Consider the following 15,900-nt stretch of genomic DNA (forward strand, 5'->3'; position numbering starts at 1 on the left):
CTTATTGCCTCGAAAAGAAATCAGACATGCTTTTCTGCTTAGTGGCCTTAGGCATTTCGTGCGCCTTTCTGCCAAGGAGGTCAAGCTCTCCGTATACGCCGGAATAGCCTGGCTTTATGACTATCTTGTCATTGCGCACGTTGTCTATGCATTCTGCAATTTCCGAGCCTGCGATTTCCTCTATATCGACTATTTTTACATTGGTCAGTATGTCAAGCTCATCGCCAAAGCGCCCTATGAGCTTTGAATAAAGCTCCCGCACCACTGGCGAATACCTGGTTTTCTTTTTGGCGTAGGATATTACTTCTATCAAAGGCACGGAATGGATGTACGGGATATGGTCCTTGGGGATGTAGCCAGCAGGCCTGTCTGCAAGATCGTCCACCCTGTGCAGCACTCCGATAACTAGCTTCTTGCCGCATACTTTGCATACCGTGGATTTTGATTCCTCGGGATTTACAGAATATCCGCATTCCCTGTGGCCATCATAATGGTATTTGCCTTCTTCAGGATAGTATTCGACTGTTTGCTTGAATCTTTTTGAATCCTTGTCAACTATGGCTTTTATTATAGAGTCGTATGAGAGCTCGGAAAGCTCGAATATATTTGATTCCCTGCCCATGTTTGGTAGGGAATGCATGTCGCTGTTCGATATCAATGCATACTTGTCAAGCTCTGATATGCGCCAGTTCATTTTTGGATCAGAGCTGAGCCCGCTTTCGTAGGCGTGTATGTCCTTTTCCCTGTCCTCATAAGCTTCTTTTATGGAATCAAAGCCGGACATTGCGCCCAGGGCGCCGAAATATGGCGTCCACAGGTGCGCAGGGAATATGAATGCCTTGCTCTCAATGCCCTTTACTATGTCTACAAGCTCTGCGGCGCTTATCTGCAGCTGCGGCCTTCCGTCAGCAGTCATGCTGCCATACTTTTCAAGCTCCTTGGAGAGGGCACCAGCAGATTCCATGCTTGGAAGCAGTATGCAATTATGTATCTTCTTTACTGATTTGTCCCTGCCTTCGAATATGCTCGACACTTCAACGCTTGCAATAAAGTGCACGTTTGCGTTCGAGCCCTTCAATTTGTAAAGGCCGTTGTCCTCAGGTTCAAGCGCCGATTCAAGCTCTTTGAACCATGCAGGGTGCAGGACGTCGCCAGTGCCGACAACGTTTATGCCTTTCTCGAATGCTGTTTCTGACATAGACGCAGGGTTTATTGCACTGCTGCACGCCATTGCGTATCGCGAGTGCACATGCAAATCAGCAACAATTCTCATAAAAACAACCTACAGTGCGCTGTACTTTTCCAGGGCTTTTATTACCACGCTCTTTACGTTAGGGAGCGTATCAAGCTTTTTAACGTCTTCTATGCCAAACCACTGCATGTCTGTGCTTTCTTCGTTGTTCGCCATGCTTCCCCCTACTGCTTTTCCAACGTAGACCATATCAAAATGTATATGCATTGGCTGCGTCTTGTACGGTACTCTTTCATATACTATTGCAAAGGGATTTGGCAGGGTGTAAGCGTCAGCGTCCCTGTGGTTTATTGCGTCTTCGCCCATAAGCTCTACATCAATGCCTGTCTCTTCCTTAGTCTCCCGGATTGCTGCCTCGTATGGGAATTCTTCAGGCTCTACGTGGCCCCCTGGAGGCAGCCATGCCCCTATCTTCTTATGCTTCAGCATGAGCGTTTTCCCGCCCTTTATTATTATACATCCGGCCACTATGCATTTCTTTACCATTAGAACACTACTCGCTTTTCTTTACGCCGTTTTTTGGGCATATTCCATTTATCATGCATGCGCTGCATTTAGGCACTGTGCCACAGACACGCTTGCCATGCTCTTTTAATACATAGGCAATGTTTTTCCAATACTTTTTGTCCACTAGCGATTCAAGGTCTTTTTCTATCGCTTCAGGATCGCTGCTCTGGCTTAGGCCTATCCTATACGCGAGCTTAATTACCCACGTATCTACAGGTATACCGTTAACTATGCCGTATGCGTTGATCAGTACGGTATTTGCAGTCTTGCGGCCCACGCCTGGAAGCGCAGTCAGCGCATCCATGTCTGAAGGCACCTTGGAATTGTGCTGCTGCTCTATGATCTTGAACGCTTTTATTATATTAAGTACTTTGTTTCTTGCATACGACACGCTTTTGACAAGGCTTAACAGTTGTTCAGGATCTGCGTTTGCGTAATCTTTTGCAGTCTTATAGCGCTTGAAAAGCTCTGGAGTTATGGCGTTCACTGTCGTGTCCCTTGTCTGTGCGGATAAGATTGCTGCAGCAAGCAGGTCTGTGGGCGTTTTGAAGTTCAGGTAATAATGCGTGTCCGGATATTGCTTTTCAAGGGCTTCTACAACCTTAGCTGCATCTGCGCTTGAGAGTCTTTTGTATGCCATTATAACTGCCTCTTGTCAGAAAAATCCTTCCACAATGCGAGCTCACCTGTTATGACGCATGGCGTGCGCCTCAATTCCTCCACATTCCTCGCGCCAAGAAGGAACATCACCGCTTTCAGCTCTAGAAGCACCTTGCTTATGAAACGCTTTACCGATGAAGCTGACTCTGTGGCAGGCCTTAATATCGGAAGGGCCATTGCAGTCATTGACGCGCCCATGGCGATGGACTTTGCTATATCCATTCCAGTCCTTAGCCCGCCTGATGATATTATCGGAATGTCCGAAGCCTTTCTTATCATGTAAAGCGAAGCAGCAGTCGGTATGCCCCAGTCCCAAAGCAGATTCCCTAAATCTATTTTGTCCATTAGCCCCATTGACTTTGCCCTGTACCATTCGACCGCGGCATAGCTGGTGCCGCCCATTCCTGCAATCTCTACTGCGCTAATGCCAATGCTGCTAAGGCGCTTGGCCACATCTGGCGAAAGGCCGAAGCCGACCTCCTTTGCTATTACTGGCTTTTTTACGCTCTTAATTATGTTGCTGATTCCGCCCATGACATCCCTATACCTTGGCTCTCCCTCTGGCTGGACAATCTCCTGCGCAGGATTAAGGTGGATATAGAGCGCATCTGCATCTATCATTTCTATGAGCCTGCGCACATCTTCGATTCCGAGGCCTTTGGATATTTGCGCGCCGCCTATGTTAGCGCCTATGAATGCGCTTGGGGCTTTCTTCCTTGCTATCGTGTAGGTGTCCTCCAAAAGCCTGTCGTAAAGCGCAGCTCGCTGGCTTCCGAGCGCCATGCCAAGGCCAAGTTCCTCTACGGCTTCCGCTATATTGCCATTTATCTTCTTTGCAAGCTCTGCGCCGCCGGTCATGGCCCCGACCATGAATGGCGCAGAGAAGCTCTTGCCAAGGAATTTCGTACTTGTGTCTATGTCGTCGAAGTCTATTTCGGGCAGCGAGTTGTTAAGCAAATGCACGTCTGAGAATAGCGTCCTGGCTTGCTTCGCCTGCACAGGCGAATCTAGGCATATCTTTATGTGCTCCTCCTTCCTTTTCATTATTTCAGAGATCTTTGATGCCTTTTTTGCGTCCATCGCTTTCAAGTTTATTACCCACAGCCTTACATACACTTTCTGCGATAAATTATAAAAGGTTGTTGCAGTGCACAGATAGTGTTTTATCGTTTTCCAATCAATATTCTATCGAATAGCAATGGTTGATGATTACGCGAAACAGCTTGACGAATTGGAAAGGCTAAGGCGCATAAACGCCATTTACGGAGCTGTAATCGCAAGATACAGGAACTACATAGCGCAGGAGGAGGGCATATCTGTGGCTGAATTGCCTAGGCTTGTAACGCCTAAAAACAGCGCCGTGGCAAAAAAGGCCAAGGAGCTATTATCCGGGATTGACCGATTCAATTATGAAAGGGACTTTTATGAAGCCAGCGTGCTGGCATACAATTTCGTCAAGGACAGCATACGGGAAGTTATACTGCCAATGGAGTTCTGGCTAGAGCCTGAAGAAGTACTGGAATTCAGCGCAGGCGAAAAGATAGACAGGTATGTTTTGCTGTGCAGCCTTCTTATAGCGATGGGCAATCCTTCATCTAGGATACTGATGTACACGAAGGGTGAAAAGACGTTCGCGTTGGTGTACTACGAGCTCGGCGGAAAAATCTATGCAATGAATTTTGATTCTGGCATAAAGAGATTCGAAAAAAAGGAAGAGCTCCTATCCGAATACGGCATAATGAATGCCGATGAAGTTACAATGGCTTACGAGTTCAACGACAAGATGTATATAGACATTGCCTAGTCAGCCGATTATCTTCCCTTCCCTGCGCAGTCGCTTTAGGTTTTTCCTGTGCGCCTTTTTTAGCTTTGAATGCTTTGTCTTATTCCTGTATTTTTTCCCAAGCCTTCGGTTAGATTTTGTTACTTTTTTCTGCATTTTATCACATATTGATTCAGCTTATGCTTAGCTTTGCCTCCTTCGCAACAGCGAGCTGCACTACAGGAAGCGTTATTTCAAGAACGCCGTTTTTGTATGTGGCCTCTGCCTTTGACGGGTCTACAAACTTTTCGAAGTTTACCCGTTTGCTGTACACGCCATTTTTCCATTTTACTTCGATGCTTATGCCATTATCAAACGCCGTTACGGATATCTTGTCCTTCGGCGCATTGCACATGTTTCCAACGGTTATGACTGCGCCTGGCTTGTAGATCGTTTCGATGAACGGGTCATATGGCTGCTCAGGCAGGGGCTGGCCTGCGGACTGTGCATGCTTAGTATCCTTATCTGCCTTTTTAGCGCCTTCAATGGCTTTTATGTCCAGCCCGAAATCGCTGCTTATGCTATCGGAATCCAAGGTTTCCTTCAAGGTCTTTGCAATTATGCGTATCAGATTCTCTATATCAGGGGGCGCGTTTATATTCGGGTTGCTTTTCTTTTTCTTTGACATGATAATCACCATCTAGCTCATGATGCGTATGCTTAGTTTACATATAAATAGATTATTAAATACTTTATTACTGCTTCTACCGCGGATAGTACATTGGGTAAAAGTGCTGCTTCATAGCCACTTTGATATGCTGCTCTGGCTTGAGACATTGCTCAGCTCTGCCAGCCTTTCTGCGTATTTGCTGATCCTTTCCTTTGAAAATCCATATTCATCGCACATGAACGATACGATGCCGCTTATGTCAGGCCTTTTTGGCATCATCGTCAGAAGCTCGCTTCTGCTTAGCTCCTTGACTTCGGGCTTAAGAAAAAGCGCTTCTACCTCGCTTACGTCAGTGTCAAAGCCAGAACCGAATTTCTCCTTTATGCGGGCCTCGACGTCTTTTAGGCTCGCTGATTCTTTTGCTATTTTCAACGCGGTCTTTGGGCCTATGCCCTTAATGCCTTCATTGAAATCGTTACCTAGCATTATTCCTATCCAGATAAGCTGGTGCCTTGTTATTCCAAGGTTGCCGAGGGTTTCTTCAAGGCTTATCAGCTCCGTATCTACGTTTATGTATACGTTTTTGCGCGGCAGCTTGCGCCTGCCCGAAAATGTCAGGTTCCTTACAACCCTTTTTGACCCGAAAAGCAGCGTGTCGTAGTCCTGGCTGCCGGCAGCGTATACAAGGTCTTCGCCGCACATATAGCTGGCCTGGGCCTCGCCTTCGCCTGGCGCCATTATGTATGATATGCCCATCAGGCTCAGCAGGCTCTTCGCGCTATTTACTATCTCTTTGTCCACGCGGGTGCTGGCTTGTGCGCGCATCCTTGCTTCCTCAATCTCGCCATGTTGCTTTGCCTCCTGCCAGGCCGAATAAGCCGCTTCGCGCCTTCTGACCCGCGCCTCTATGGTCTTCATCTTTAATTTTGAGGGTATCCCATCGAATACATATATTGGCGTTATATTGTTCTCCAGCAAGTCTATGCTCCTGTAGAAAAGCCCAGATAGGTGGCTTGTGACCTTGCCTTCTGAATTTGTCAGCGGGGTCCCGTCAGGCTGGCGTATTATTGAAAGGAACTGGTAGAGCACGTTATAGGCATCAATTGCAATAATCTTGCCAGAAAGCTGCTTCGGCGATATCTTATTCCTGACTATGAGTTTGCTTAAGTCAACTGCCAAATGCCACACCTTTGTAAACCGCTATTCTTTCGGCTCGAGGTAGTCGCTCAGTGTTGCAGTCTGGGGCTTTTTCGATGCATGCTCCTGCGGCTCTGCCTTGGCGTTTGCATAAAGCTTTATGCCAAGGGCCTTCTCAAGCTTTTTTACAAGCTTTGCAGGCGGAGTGGTTTTTTCGGCCTCGACCCTCACTAGGAACGCTTCCTTTTCGTTTATCATCTCTGCGAGTGTTTTTATAGGAAGCTTCATGGCATTCCTTGCGGCGCTTATGGCTTTCCCGTAATTTTCAATAAGCTCCAGCTCATCGTCTTTTGCCGCAGCTTTCCTTTCGGATATGAAAGGCTTCTGCTTTTTCTGCTGGCTGGGCTTTGAAACTACGATCTTGCCCTTAGCGCATGAGCTGCATACCCTAAGCTCCACGTCCTCTACTGAAACAACATAAATCTCATCAGTTTGCTTTCCGCAAAGTTCACACTCCTCCATTCTATCCCCAAAATGCGCCTGAGCGCCGAATACGGATTGCCATGAAAATAACCCATGCAGCAACGCTGCAGTGCATCCCTGCTTTTATATCTGCTGTTAAAGTCTAAATACCTTTATCGCATAAACTCACTTATAGGCGATAACTGATGATTAAAAAGCGAAATGCCTCCTACCGTGCCATTTTCTCTATAATTATCGCAGCAATAACCTTTGCAGTAATATACTTTGATTATTATGCGAGCTATATAGGCATAGTGGCCCAGCTTGCCCTGGCTGCGCTGGTGCTGGTAGCTTCAGGCCTCGCGATACGCACGAGTATGGGGTTCAAGGGAGGATATGGAGTCTACATGCTTAGCGGAAAGCATGGCATCTCGCAGGTTGATGCAATTGCAAAATCCAGCCCTGACTTCTGGAACGCGCTTGCCATGTGGGGCATGGTCCTTGGGTTCGGGCTGCTTTCTTACCCGCTGCTCAGGGGCAGGGGCGGAAAGAAGATTTTCGCAGTTGGCATAATCAGCATATTTCTTATAATAATTTTCGTACTGCCGTTCCTTTCATATGCCCTGATATTTATAAGTCTGCCAAGATTCGACCTGCTTTCAAATTCTGCCTTCTCCACGTCATTGCCCACGCCTGGAATGCTGCTTGGCAATTTCGTCTCTGGCGGTATTTACGAATACGCGCTGCGTGCAATCATAATCGTAACAGGGTTCTCAGGCTACATTGTCATATTGCTCCTGGCCAATGCAGGCCTTGTTGTAAGCTCGCTGATAAAGTCAATATCCATAAGCTCGCTTGCACCGCTGCATTCGCAGACGCCAGGGGTTGCCCCAGTCATACCAGGCATAGATCTGCCGCTTGTGAGCGGCATACTCTCGCTTGCAATAATATTGATAATACACGAATTTTCACACGGCATACTTGCAAGGAATTTCAAGGTTAAGCTCAAGTCGATAGGCCTGCTTATATTCGGCGTTATACCAATAGGCGCTTTTGTGGAGCCTGATGACAAGGAGGTAAACAGGCTGGACCATGCAAAGCAGAACAGGATTTTCTCTGCAGGCATATCTGCGAACATGCTTGCAATGGTGATCTTCCTGATACCTATGCTTGTGCTGCTGCCGTATATATTGCATAATGTTTATGGCAGCGGCGTTTTCGTATATTCCACAATCAAGGGCTATCCGGCCTATGGAGTGATAAAGCCAGGCACTGAGATATACAGCTGGGACAACCACGCAATAAGCAACATAACGCAGCTGCAGAGCATTGCAGGCTTGGACAGGGTTGGCTCGCTGGTAAGCGTTTCTACAAGCACTGGAAACTACACCTTTGTGGCCAAGTCCTACAATTCCTCTTCGGATATGGGCCTCATAGGCGTGGACCTGTATGAAAAGTACTTCCCCCTGACAAATACCGGAGCTAAAAGCGTGGCATACTTCTTCTATTCGCTGTTCGGGATATCGTTTATGCTAAACTTCCTCGTGGCAGTGGTGAACCTGCTGCCTGTGCCTGGATTTGACGGCTGGCGCATATATGCAAACAGCATAAGCAGCAAAAAGGTGCTGAATGCGCTAACTGCTATAGTGATAATCGCGCTGCTTGTGAATGTGCTGCCTTGGATATGACAGGGTGCTGCTTGGAATGCGCTATTCATAGGCTATCCTGCGCAGATTCCTTATTTCGCCGAAGTCTATCGTAGAGCCGTAGCCTATGGCTATCGCATGCATCTTGTCTATGCTTACATGCGAAAATATTGGGGAAAGCAGCTCTTCGTATGGCACTATGTTTACCTCTGTTCCGCCTGCAAGATAGTTGAGTGCAGGAAGAACCAGGAGAGACTTGCCCTTGTACGAGCCATGGAGGAAGCACTTAAGCCTTTCGCGATTGCCTATCGCATTGATTATGCCTATTGCAGGATGCTCATGGCCCATTATTAAGGTCTTTACGCCTCTCTCAGCCTTTCCGATTTCCGGCATCTCCTCCCCATGGAAGAACAGGTATTTGCCCATGCGTGCCTGCTGCCTGTGAACCTCAAGCTTGAAAGGCTCCTTATAGCGCTCCACGAAATTGTCGTGGTTTCCCTTTATCAGTATTGGCTTTATGCCTTTGCCTTTTGCAAACATGATGAAGTCGTACAGCTCGTTGAATTCCTCTTCGTCCACTTTCGAAAATTCGTTCTTTATGTCGCCGTCCACTATCAGCGTGCTTGCGTTTGTCTTAGCTATCGCCTTGCTTATAGATTCCGTCATTTTATTGAAATTTACCTTTGGAATTAGGACCCCGCGCTTCGCCATTACGCCTTCATATCCCAGATGGATGTCCGCAACGGCAAGGGCATTAAGGCTTTTTATGAATGCGATTGGAAGCCCGTCAAGAAGTTCAATGTCTTCCCCAAGCATCATCCTAGCACCGGTTAAGCATTCGCCTTTATCCTTTTTAACACGAGCTTGTGGAGGTAGCGCAGGTATTCGTGCCTCTCCTTCATCAGTATTGCATCGGCATGCCCGAAGGTCAGCATCGAGTGCGCGAATGGGGATGGAACCTGCGTCTTTATGATTTTGTATTCGGTTTCATTTGCGGCCATGCTTGCGAGAACCTGCTTTGTCCTGGGAAGATCCATCACTTCTTCGAAAATCTCCCTGTACGTCTCTTTCAGTACGGGAAAATTCTTGTCTATGCTCTCCACAGCCTTTATTAGCAACTGCGCGTTTATCTGCTGCTTTCCAACTGGCTGCTTCCAGCCTTTGTAATTTCTCAGTATCATGAAACTGCGCGCAGCAACATGCCTGAACCTGCGCTTCATTATTTCTGTCCTGCGTATGTTTGCCCTCAGAAGCTGCACCGGGTCCTTTGAAACAGAGGCGTTGATCGCGTTTTCCAAGTCCTTCGCGCCAAGGGGAATCTCGGTAGTGACAAGGAAGCCGTTGTCGTTTATCATTATCCCTACGTCTATGCCAAGCGCCCTGCCTATGTGTATCGCTATTATCCTTGAGAGTGCATCATTTATGCGCCTGCCGTACAATGAGTGGAAAACCACGATGTTTTGGCCTTTTTGAGGGTCTTTTGTTATCTCTACAAGCATCAGCTTGTCGTTTGGAACTATTCCGGCAAAAAGCAGCTGTTCGACGAAATAGTTGTATATGGCTTTTGCAGCCTTGCGCTCTATCGGCATGCTTTTGAGCACGTCGGACGATTCCTTTGGCATGCGGCCCGACAGCCTCGGCTTTGATTTGGCGCGCACGCCGCTTTTCACTATGCTTTCGGCCATTGTGCGCCTGAAGCGGCCTATCTCCATTGCAAGCTCATAGCTCAGGGGCAACTGCTCAGAGAACCACGGAGGTATCGTAGGGGTGCTGCTCTTTGCGTCGGATACATAACATTTCATGCCCTTGGCATATTCGAACCTGTACAGCCTGCCGCCCAGCGTGAATATATCGCCCTGCTTAAGCCTCGTAAGGAATTCCTCCTCTATGTTGCCGAGCCATTTCTTTGACTTTGCGTCGAGCACGTTTACCGCTACTTCGTCCGGTATAGTGCCGAGGTTGAGCATATATATCGGCTTTGCAAACTTGCCGCGCCTGCCGAACATACCTTCCTTCTCGTCATACCATATCTTGCCGTATACGCGCCTGCTCTCCAGGCCAACGTATTCGCCTGCCAGGTACTTGAGCGTGCTTATGTAGTCCTCGTAAGCTAGGCTTGAGTACGGGTATGCTGACCTTATTACTTCAAATGCCTCTTTCACGTCCCATTTCTTGTTTAGGGACATCCCCATTATGTGCTGGGCAAGCACGTCAAGGGCGTTCTTTGGCACAGTAAAGGAATCCAGATGGCGCTTGAGCGCAGCATCGAGCATAACGCTGCATTCCACAAGGTCGTCCCTATTCAGCACTATGATCTCGCCCTTCGCAGTGGACTTATACTGATGGCCTGCCCTGCCAATCCTCTGCAGGGCGCGCGTAATGCTTTTTGGGGAGCCGAGCTGGATCACATTGTCTATGCTGCCTATGTCCACGCCGAGTTCCAGGCTGGTAGAAGAAACCGCGCATTTGAGTGAGCCTGCCTTTAGCAGCTCCTCCACTTCAAGCCTCGAATCCCTTGACAGAGAGCCGTGATGCGCGGCTATCTCATCCTTATACCCGAATTTTTTCTTTAAGTTGAACACTACGCGCTCCGTGCCGCTTCTGGTGTTTGTAAATATCAGTGTTGTTTTGCTGGACTTTATGATTTTGTTTATGTCGTTATACATCTCCTTTTCCACCTTTTCGTCGGGGGTGTATATCATGTCTTCTACCGGGCTTATGGTAATCACGTCGAGCTTTTTGCTCCATGATGCATCGACTATCTTGCAGTCCTTCGGCTTTCCGTTCTTATAGCCTACAAGGAATTTTGCTGCCTCTTCGAGCGGATACAGCGTTGCGCCGAGGCCAATCCTTACGAAATCGTGGCCTATAAGGTTGGAAAGCCTTTCTATGGACAGCGATAGATGCGCGCCGCGCTTGTTGTTGGCCAGCTCATGTATCTCGTCTATGATTATATACTTTACGTTTGACATTTTTTGCATGTACTTCTCAGAATTTATCAGTATTGCAAGGCTTTCAGGCGTTGTTACCAATATGTTGGGAGGGTGTATGAGCTGGGCGCGGCGCTCTGATTGCGGGGTATCTCCAGTCCTTACCGCTATTGTAACGTGCTTTGTGCCTGCGCGCTCCTTATCGACTATGCTGTAAATATCTTCCAACGGCTTTATCAGATTCCTGTATATGTCGTTATTCAGTGCGCGCAGAGGGGATATGTATATGCAATACACTTCCTCTGCAAGGGTGCCATTGGCTGCCATGTCGAACAGGTCCCCAAGGATCGAGACGAAGCCAGAAAGCGTTTTGCCTGAGCCTGTCGGAGCGGTTATCAGCACGTTGTTTTGCTCCCTGATGAGCTTGAACGCAAACCTCTGCGGCAATGTCAGCTCCTTAAAATGGGACTCAAACCATTCCCTGACGTATTTGTTCATGCCGCTTAGCGATTCCTCAGCAGAAAATGGTTCCATTGTTTTCGCCTTCCCGTTGAAACATTTAATTTAGGTGACTGGTTCATTTAGCCTGCTATGCATAATGGGCAGGAGCGTGAGACGCAGCGCCCGCAGGTCAATGACAGTGACAAATGCAAGAAAAAGCAAATGAATGGCCTGATTGGCAGGCCAATCCGCAGGGTGAGACTGCTTTTACGCATATATCGATTTATATTCAGTTCCTGAATCGTCGATTATGTGTATGCATTCCCCTTCGCATTGTATGAGGCACGCCTGGCAAAGTATGCACGCTTCGCCGTTGACTGCAACTGATATGCCGCCGCTTGTGCCGTCATTTGTATCGGCAAAATGCTTATGGCCGTCCTCAACCTTAGACCATTTGTCTATGACAGACTGGTCACTTACCCCTTTCCATTGGGCGTTCTCTGGAGCTGAGTCCTTGTTCACTTCCTCAATGTTCTTCCTATCCCTGAGCTCGAACACTGCCACAGGGCAAACATCCTTGCAATGCTGGCATCCTGTGCATAGCGGCTTATCGACATACACTTGCATAAAATCTCCTTCGTATCGGTTTAATCGTAAATTAATTTAAATTGTATCAATAAAATTATGTCATTCTGTAAATTTAATGCTTTTGCTTATTGTGCTTTGGATGTTGCACTTAGGTTTTTCATGCTTATTGTGCGCTTGAATGCGTCGGATACTGCCATTAGCACGTTGTACGTTGTCCTTGTCCTGCCTTTTGAGAAGCTCCAAACATCTTTTACGCCCGCAAGCTCAAGCATTCTCTTGACGTGCTTGCTTGCCACAACGCCAAGGCCTTTCGGCGCTGGCTTGAGCAAAACCTCTATGCTTCCGCACTTGCCTTTGACTATAAACGGAAGGCTGTGATTCTGCCCGCAGGTGCATTGCCAGGACCCGCAGCCCATCATCACCGGGATTATGTTGCGCTTCGCAGCGATAATTGCCCCGTCTATGGCCGCCTTAACTTCTATGTCCTTCGCAGCGCCCACTCCGACATGCCCATTGCCGTCTCCGACAATCGCAGTTGCGCGGAATTTCTGCTTTCTGTTGTTTCGTGTCATCCTCTGCACGCTTCTTATTTCAACTACTTCGCTCTGCAGATTCGGCAGCAGAACATCTACTATTCCATTTTCTTCTATGCTTTTGCCCATTGCATAGATTTGCTCTATGCTTGTTATGCTTCCGCTTTTTACAAGCTTGCCCAGCTCGGTTATTGGCTCCCAGGCTTCCCTGTCAAATTCCTGCTTCCTCTCTTGATTATTATATTGCCTTCTCAACAAATCACTCTGAATTTATCTTTTTCTTAACGCTTTCGAATAGCTTGTCAAGCTCCTTTACATTTATTTTCGCCTTCTCATATTCGGAAAATTCCGAATGGCCTTTCTTTGCGGAGCCTTCAACTGCATATTGCATGATGTGCTTGCCGGAAATTCGGTTTTCATCCATCTCTATGTTTGATTTCAGGCTCATGCCGCCGTCCACAAAGCCCTTCGCAGCTGAGAATACCACATTGCCGCTTATGGGCTTGTACAGGCCTATATCAAGTATGCATTCTCCTGAAAATCCAGCCTTCTGCGCTTTTTTGGCGAGCAGCATGCCGGTCAAATAAGCCGTTGGGATATTGCATTTCGGAAGCCATCCCAAACTCGACAGCTCCGATGAGTATGCTGCAGCTTTTATCTTGTCGCCGTTAGGCTCATAGCCCACTAGCTGTAGCGTTATCTGCCTGTTCGACTTCCTTACGACCAGCCTCGTCGAACCGCTTTTCAAAAGCGCTATGCGCTTCTTGTAGTTGGTAAGCGCTTTAGAACGTCTTTTTTTGAATGCCATTGTGATCACTTTTGCCTCAGGAATGCTTGAGCTTGTTATAGGTTGCATCGTCGATGTTTAGGCCTTTGCTCCTTATATGGTTAAGCAATGATGCCTTAGTCTGGAATGTGCCGCCCTTTACAAGCGCGTATAGCTCCTTATACATCTCGTTTGTTATGCTTTTCTCTGATTTAAGCGTTTCCAATATGCGCCTTTGCGCGCGAATCTTCTTCACGTAGCCGGTTGCAGTCCTTGCCTTCATCGTGCCCTTGCGCTTGCCCTTGCCGCGCTTTCTTCCGGCATTTCTTTTTACTCTGAGCTCCTTGCCGTACCTGCTGACATTGTGCTTTTCCTTGATCGCATATATGCTTCCGTTCTTGATTAATGCCTTTACGTCATCGCGCGTTATTGCCTTGGTAGCATCCTCAAGCGCTGTCGGCTTTATCCTTATGCTGCTCATTCCCCTGTGCATTATAAGGCTTGCCGTCCTCTTCGTAAGTTTTACGCTCATTTCCTAACACCATTTGCAACTTTGACACCGTTTGACATAGCAAGCTGCGTTATCTCCTTGCGCTTTTTAAGGCCTACCGAATGGGCTATTACTATGTCGTAAGACCCGATTTCCGGGTCGTGCAGCATGCTCGCCAGCTCTGCCTGGTTATGCACGAGCATCAGCCTTTTCCCATCAGCCCTTATGCCTGCAACAGCCGAAGGGTTTTTGTAGCCGATTGTAGGCTCTGCGCCCATGAAATCCCTCTTTATGCGCTTTTTGCTGTCCTGGCCCCGGGGCTTGCGCCACCTGGACTTAACCCTTTTCCTTTTCTTGGCGCCGTAGTTGGGCACGTTGAATTTTGAGTGGGTTTTTTTTGCTGGCAATTTTCCTTCTTTCATAAAAAAATCAACCTATTGAGTAGTAGACACCGTCCTGGAATACCCTTTCGTCCTTGTGCTTTAGCTTGCATGCCTGGCGTATGTTCGCTGCTGTCTGTGCAACGTCATCCAATTTCGTGCCGTAGAGCCTAAGCTTCTTTTCCTTTATCTCTGCCTTCGTGTTTCCGACGATTTCGGCCTTCCTTGGATATCTTTCGCCGAAGAGATTTTTTATTATGAACTCCTGCCCCTTGACCTCCATTGTAAGAGGGAAATGGGCATATATCGCTTCCATCTCTATTTCGAAGTATTTTTGCACGCCTTTTGCATCGTTCTGAAGCTCCTTGTAGAGCGAGTACGATGCGATTTCCGCCTTTTTGCGCAGCTTGCCCGCGCCTATGGGCTCGATTATGAGCTTGCCAGAATCCGCCTTAACGCTGAGCAGCGAGCTGTTGAACTGGCGCTGGTTGCTGCCCAATGGGCCTTTTATGCTTACCGCATCTCCAGAAACCGATGCACTCAGACCATTTTCAAGCTTTAGTTCATGCATAAACATCATCAGTATACATATGCTATCAGCCTGCCTCCGATTGAAGACTCTCGTGCCTGCTTGTTGGTCACAAGCCCCTTGGAGGTTGATATTATCAATATGCCGAAATCCTTGCTCGGTATATAGCGCTCTTCATATTTCTGTATATCGTTCTTCGAAAGCGAGTAGTGGGGCTTCACTACGCCTATGCTGTTTATCTTGTTCGACAGCTTTACCTTGAGCATGCGGGCGTACCTGTCGTTGAATTCCTCATAGCCGCTTATGTAGCCTTCAGCTTTTAGCACATCCATGAGCGATTTGATGAGCTTTGTCGAGTATATGCTGCACTCGAACCTGCCTATCCGCTCGTTAGTCTTTATCTTGTTTATAGCGTCTGCAAGCCTGTCTACCATGACAATCAACCATACTTCTTGAAATTCAGCTCCTTTGCGACTTCGCGGAAGCACCTTTTGCATATGTAAAGATTGTGCTCCCTTATAAGCGCACGGCTGGTGCCGCATATCCTGCATTTCCTAATTCCTTTGCCCTTGAATCTTTCTTCAGGTCTTACCTTCATTGAGAAGCACCCTCTATTTTTATTCCAAACTCTTTGCCGAGATATTCTTTTAGTTCCTCCCTGCCTATCTGCCTGTGCAGCCTTTTTACCTTCGCCCTGGCGCGCTTCCTCAGTTCTGTGCGCAGCCCGGGCCTCTTGAACGAGACGTCAATGTTCATGCCCATCATGCCTATTGTCGGGTCGTATTTGACGCCGCTTATGTCTATGTACTCCTTTATGCCGAAATTGACCGTATTTGCTTCTACGTTTTTTTCAGACAGCTTGTTGTCAACCGCTTCGAAAAGCCTCTTTGCGGTGTCGTATGCTGCTTTGTTCCTGAGCGTTACAAAGGCGCCGATCTTTGCGCCCACCGATATCTTGAACGAAGGTATTCGCTTTTTTGATATTGCATCAGACGGGCTTGCGCCAGTTATGAGCTCCAAAAGCTTTTTTGCGTTTGCCTGCTTCTTGTCATCGTTCCCTGTGCCTATATTGACAACAAGCTTGTTTATCCTTATGGCTTTCATTGGGTTGTCTCGCTGATTTGCATTCTCTTTTCCTTCCATTAGC

20 protein-coding genes are annotated in these 15,900 nt (G+C 47.6%); 2 read left to right on the forward strand and 18 right to left on the reverse strand.

Annotated features, from left to right (window positions below):
- Window position 1: 1 nt before the first annotated feature.
- From M1125_01625 to fni, 4 genes are read right to left on the reverse strand one after another with little or no spacing between them, the layout of a single operon-like run.
- The gene (locus tag M1125_01625) at window positions 2-1,231 is read right to left on the reverse strand and encodes an endonuclease Q family protein (protein MCL5404522.1); all 1,230 of its coding nucleotides are present in this window, start codon (window positions 1,229-1,231) and stop codon (window positions 2-4) included.
- A 51-nt stretch (window positions 1,232-1,282) separates the two neighbouring features.
- On the reverse strand, window positions 1,283-1,738 hold the full coding sequence (locus M1125_01630; protein ID MCL5404523.1) for an NUDIX domain-containing protein: 456 nt from the start codon (window positions 1,736-1,738) through the stop codon (window positions 1,283-1,285).
- 7 nt (window positions 1,739-1,745) lie between these two features.
- Window positions 1,746-2,399, reverse strand: a complete 654-nt coding sequence (locus tag M1125_01635; GenBank protein MCL5404524.1) for an endonuclease III — start codon at window positions 2,397-2,399, stop codon at window positions 1,746-1,748.
- Window positions 2,399-3,499, reverse strand: a complete 1,101-nt coding sequence (fni, locus tag M1125_01640; GenBank protein ID MCL5404525.1) for a type 2 isopentenyl-diphosphate Delta-isomerase — start codon at window positions 3,497-3,499, stop codon at window positions 2,399-2,401. Before fni ends, M1125_01635 begins: the two co-directional genes overlap by 1 nt.
- A 118-nt stretch (window positions 3,500-3,617) precedes the next feature.
- On the opposite strand from fni, the gene M1125_01645 reads away from it, so the two are divergent.
- Window positions 3,618-4,223 carry a hypothetical protein gene (locus M1125_01645; GenBank protein MCL5404526.1) on the forward strand — a complete coding sequence of 202 codons (606 nt, stop codon included), beginning with the start codon at window positions 3,618-3,620 and terminating at the stop codon, window positions 4,221-4,223.
- A gap of 151 nt (window positions 4,224-4,374) precedes the next feature.
- Here M1125_01645 and M1125_01650 read toward each other — a convergent pair whose 3' ends face one another.
- From M1125_01650 to M1125_01660, 3 genes are all read right to left on the reverse strand, one after another.
- Window positions 4,375-4,869 (reverse strand): Hsp20/alpha crystallin family protein, encoded by a 495-nt coding sequence (locus tag M1125_01650; protein ID MCL5404527.1) that lies wholly within the window; start codon window positions 4,867-4,869, stop codon window positions 4,375-4,377.
- 111 nt (window positions 4,870-4,980) lie between these two features.
- Window positions 4,981-6,030, reverse strand: coding sequence for a flap endonuclease-1 (gene fen / locus M1125_01655; GenBank protein MCL5404528.1), 1,050 nt, complete (start codon window positions 6,028-6,030; stop codon window positions 4,981-4,983).
- Between the two features lie 21 nt (window positions 6,031-6,051).
- Window positions 6,052-6,510, reverse strand: a complete 459-nt coding sequence (locus M1125_01660) for a multiprotein bridging factor aMBF1 (GenBank protein MCL5404529.1) — start codon at window positions 6,508-6,510, stop codon at window positions 6,052-6,054.
- 146 nt (window positions 6,511-6,656) lie between these two features.
- Between M1125_01660 and M1125_01665 the strand changes: the two genes are divergently transcribed.
- The gene (locus M1125_01665; GenBank protein ID MCL5404530.1) at window positions 6,657-8,138 is read left to right on the forward strand and encodes a site-2 protease family protein; all 1,482 of its coding nucleotides are present in this window, start codon (window positions 6,657-6,659) and stop codon (window positions 8,136-8,138) included.
- Window positions 8,139-8,159: 21 nt separating this feature from the next.
- On the opposite strand, the gene M1125_01670 is transcribed toward M1125_01665, so the two are convergent.
- From M1125_01670 to M1125_01720, 11 genes are all read right to left on the reverse strand, one after another.
- Window positions 8,160-8,915, reverse strand: coding sequence for a metallophosphoesterase (locus M1125_01670; protein MCL5404531.1), 756 nt, complete (start codon window positions 8,913-8,915; stop codon window positions 8,160-8,162).
- A gap of 11 nt (window positions 8,916-8,926) precedes the next feature.
- Window positions 8,927-11,560 carry an ATP-dependent helicase gene (locus M1125_01675; protein MCL5404532.1) on the reverse strand — a complete coding sequence of 878 codons (2,634 nt, stop codon included), beginning with the start codon at window positions 11,558-11,560 and terminating at the stop codon, window positions 8,927-8,929.
- A gap of 174 nt (window positions 11,561-11,734) precedes the next feature.
- Window positions 11,735-12,094, reverse strand: coding sequence for a 4Fe-4S dicluster domain-containing protein (locus M1125_01680; GenBank protein ID MCL5404533.1), 360 nt, complete (start codon window positions 12,092-12,094; stop codon window positions 11,735-11,737).
- Between the two features lie 86 nt (window positions 12,095-12,180).
- Entirely contained in the window at window positions 12,181-12,843 is a 663-nt protein-coding gene (locus M1125_01685) for a 30S ribosomal protein S5 (protein ID MCL5404534.1), read from the reverse strand.
- 4 nt (window positions 12,844-12,847) lie between these two features.
- Window positions 12,848-13,396, reverse strand: coding sequence for a 50S ribosomal protein L18 (locus M1125_01690; protein MCL5404535.1), 549 nt, complete (start codon window positions 13,394-13,396; stop codon window positions 12,848-12,850).
- Between the two features lie 16 nt (window positions 13,397-13,412).
- The gene (gene rpl19e, locus M1125_01695; GenBank protein MCL5404536.1) at window positions 13,413-13,886 is read right to left on the reverse strand and encodes a 50S ribosomal protein L19e; all 474 of its coding nucleotides are present in this window, start codon (window positions 13,884-13,886) and stop codon (window positions 13,413-13,415) included.
- Window positions 13,883-14,266, reverse strand: a complete 384-nt coding sequence (locus M1125_01700) for an eL32 family ribosomal protein (protein MCL5404537.1) — start codon at window positions 14,264-14,266, stop codon at window positions 13,883-13,885. The genes rpl19e and M1125_01700 overlap by 4 nt, the downstream gene beginning before the upstream one ends.
- 7 nt (window positions 14,267-14,273) lie before the next feature.
- A complete protein-coding gene (gene rplF / locus M1125_01705; protein MCL5404538.1) occupies window positions 14,274-14,795 on the reverse strand; it encodes a 50S ribosomal protein L6 in 522 nt (173 codons plus the stop codon).
- Between the two features lie 8 nt (window positions 14,796-14,803).
- The gene (locus M1125_01710; protein MCL5404539.1) at window positions 14,804-15,187 is read right to left on the reverse strand and encodes a 30S ribosomal protein S8; all 384 of its coding nucleotides are present in this window, start codon (window positions 15,185-15,187) and stop codon (window positions 14,804-14,806) included.
- Window positions 15,188-15,192: 5 nt separating this feature from the next.
- Window positions 15,193-15,351: a 30S ribosomal protein S14 gene (locus M1125_01715; GenBank protein ID MCL5404540.1), complete on the reverse strand. Its 159-nt coding sequence runs from the start codon at window positions 15,349-15,351 to the stop codon at window positions 15,193-15,195.
- Window positions 15,348-15,896, reverse strand: a complete 549-nt coding sequence (locus tag M1125_01720; protein ID MCL5404541.1) for a 50S ribosomal protein L5 — start codon at window positions 15,894-15,896, stop codon at window positions 15,348-15,350. Before M1125_01720 ends, M1125_01715 begins: the two co-directional genes overlap by 4 nt.
- Window positions 15,897-15,900: the final 4 nt, after the last annotated feature.

Source organism: Candidatus Marsarchaeota archaeon (assembly GCA_023485295.1).
Taxonomy (GTDB): Archaea; Micrarchaeota; Micrarchaeia; order Micrarchaeales; family Micrarchaeaceae; genus Micrarchaeum_A.

Bases quoted from the DNA above. Each gene is read 5' to 3' on its own strand.
- M1125_01625 (MCL5404522.1), bottom strand. From the start codon at position 1,231: ATGGCGTGCAGCAGTGCAATAAACCCTGCGTCTATGTCAGAAACAGCA.
- M1125_01630 (MCL5404523.1), bottom strand. From the start codon at position 1,738: ATGGTAAAGAAATGCATAGTGGCCGGATGTATAATAATAAAGGGCGGG.
- M1125_01635 (MCL5404524.1), bottom strand. From the start codon at position 2,399: ATGGCATACAAAAGACTCTCAAGCGCAGATGCAGCTAAGGTTGTAGAA.
- fni (MCL5404525.1), bottom strand. From the start codon at position 3,499: ATGGACGCAAAAAAGGCATCAAAGATCTCTGAAATAATGAAAAGGAAG.
- M1125_01645 (MCL5404526.1), top strand. From the start codon at position 3,618: ATGGTTGATGATTACGCGAAACAGCTTGACGAATTGGAAAGGCTAAGG.
- M1125_01650 (MCL5404527.1), bottom strand. From the start codon at position 4,869: ATGTCAAAGAAAAAGAAAAGCAACCCGAATATAAACGCGCCCCCTGAT.
- M1125_01660 (MCL5404529.1), bottom strand. From the start codon at position 6,510: ATGGAGGAGTGTGAACTTTGCGGAAAGCAAACTGATGAGATTTATGTT.
- M1125_01665 (MCL5404530.1), top strand. From the start codon at position 6,657: ATGATTAAAAAGCGAAATGCCTCCTACCGTGCCATTTTCTCTATAATT.
- M1125_01670 (MCL5404531.1), bottom strand. From the start codon at position 8,915: ATGATGCTTGGGGAAGACATTGAACTTCTTGACGGGCTTCCAATCGCA.
- M1125_01675 (MCL5404532.1), bottom strand. From the start codon at position 11,560: ATGGAACCATTTTCTGCTGAGGAATCGCTAAGCGGCATGAACAAATAC.
- M1125_01680 (MCL5404533.1), bottom strand. From the start codon at position 12,094: ATGCAAGTGTATGTCGATAAGCCGCTATGCACAGGATGCCAGCATTGC.
- M1125_01690 (MCL5404535.1), bottom strand. From the start codon at position 13,396: ATGGCATTCAAAAAAAGACGTTCTAAAGCGCTTACCAACTACAAGAAG.
- rpl19e (MCL5404536.1), bottom strand. From the start codon at position 13,886: ATGAGCGTAAAACTTACGAAGAGGACGGCAAGCCTTATAATGCACAGG.
- M1125_01700 (MCL5404537.1), bottom strand. From the start codon at position 14,266: ATGAAAGAAGGAAAATTGCCAGCAAAAAAAACCCACTCAAAATTCAAC.
- rplF (MCL5404538.1), bottom strand. From the start codon at position 14,795: ATGCATGAACTAAAGCTTGAAAATGGTCTGAGTGCATCGGTTTCTGGA.
- M1125_01710 (MCL5404539.1), bottom strand. From the start codon at position 15,187: ATGGTAGACAGGCTTGCAGACGCTATAAACAAGATAAAGACTAACGAG.
- M1125_01715 (MCL5404540.1), bottom strand. From the start codon at position 15,351: ATGAAGGTAAGACCTGAAGAAAGATTCAAGGGCAAAGGAATTAGGAAA.
- M1125_01720 (MCL5404541.1), bottom strand. From the start codon at position 15,896: ATGGAAGGAAAAGAGAATGCAAATCAGCGAGACAACCCAATGAAAGCC.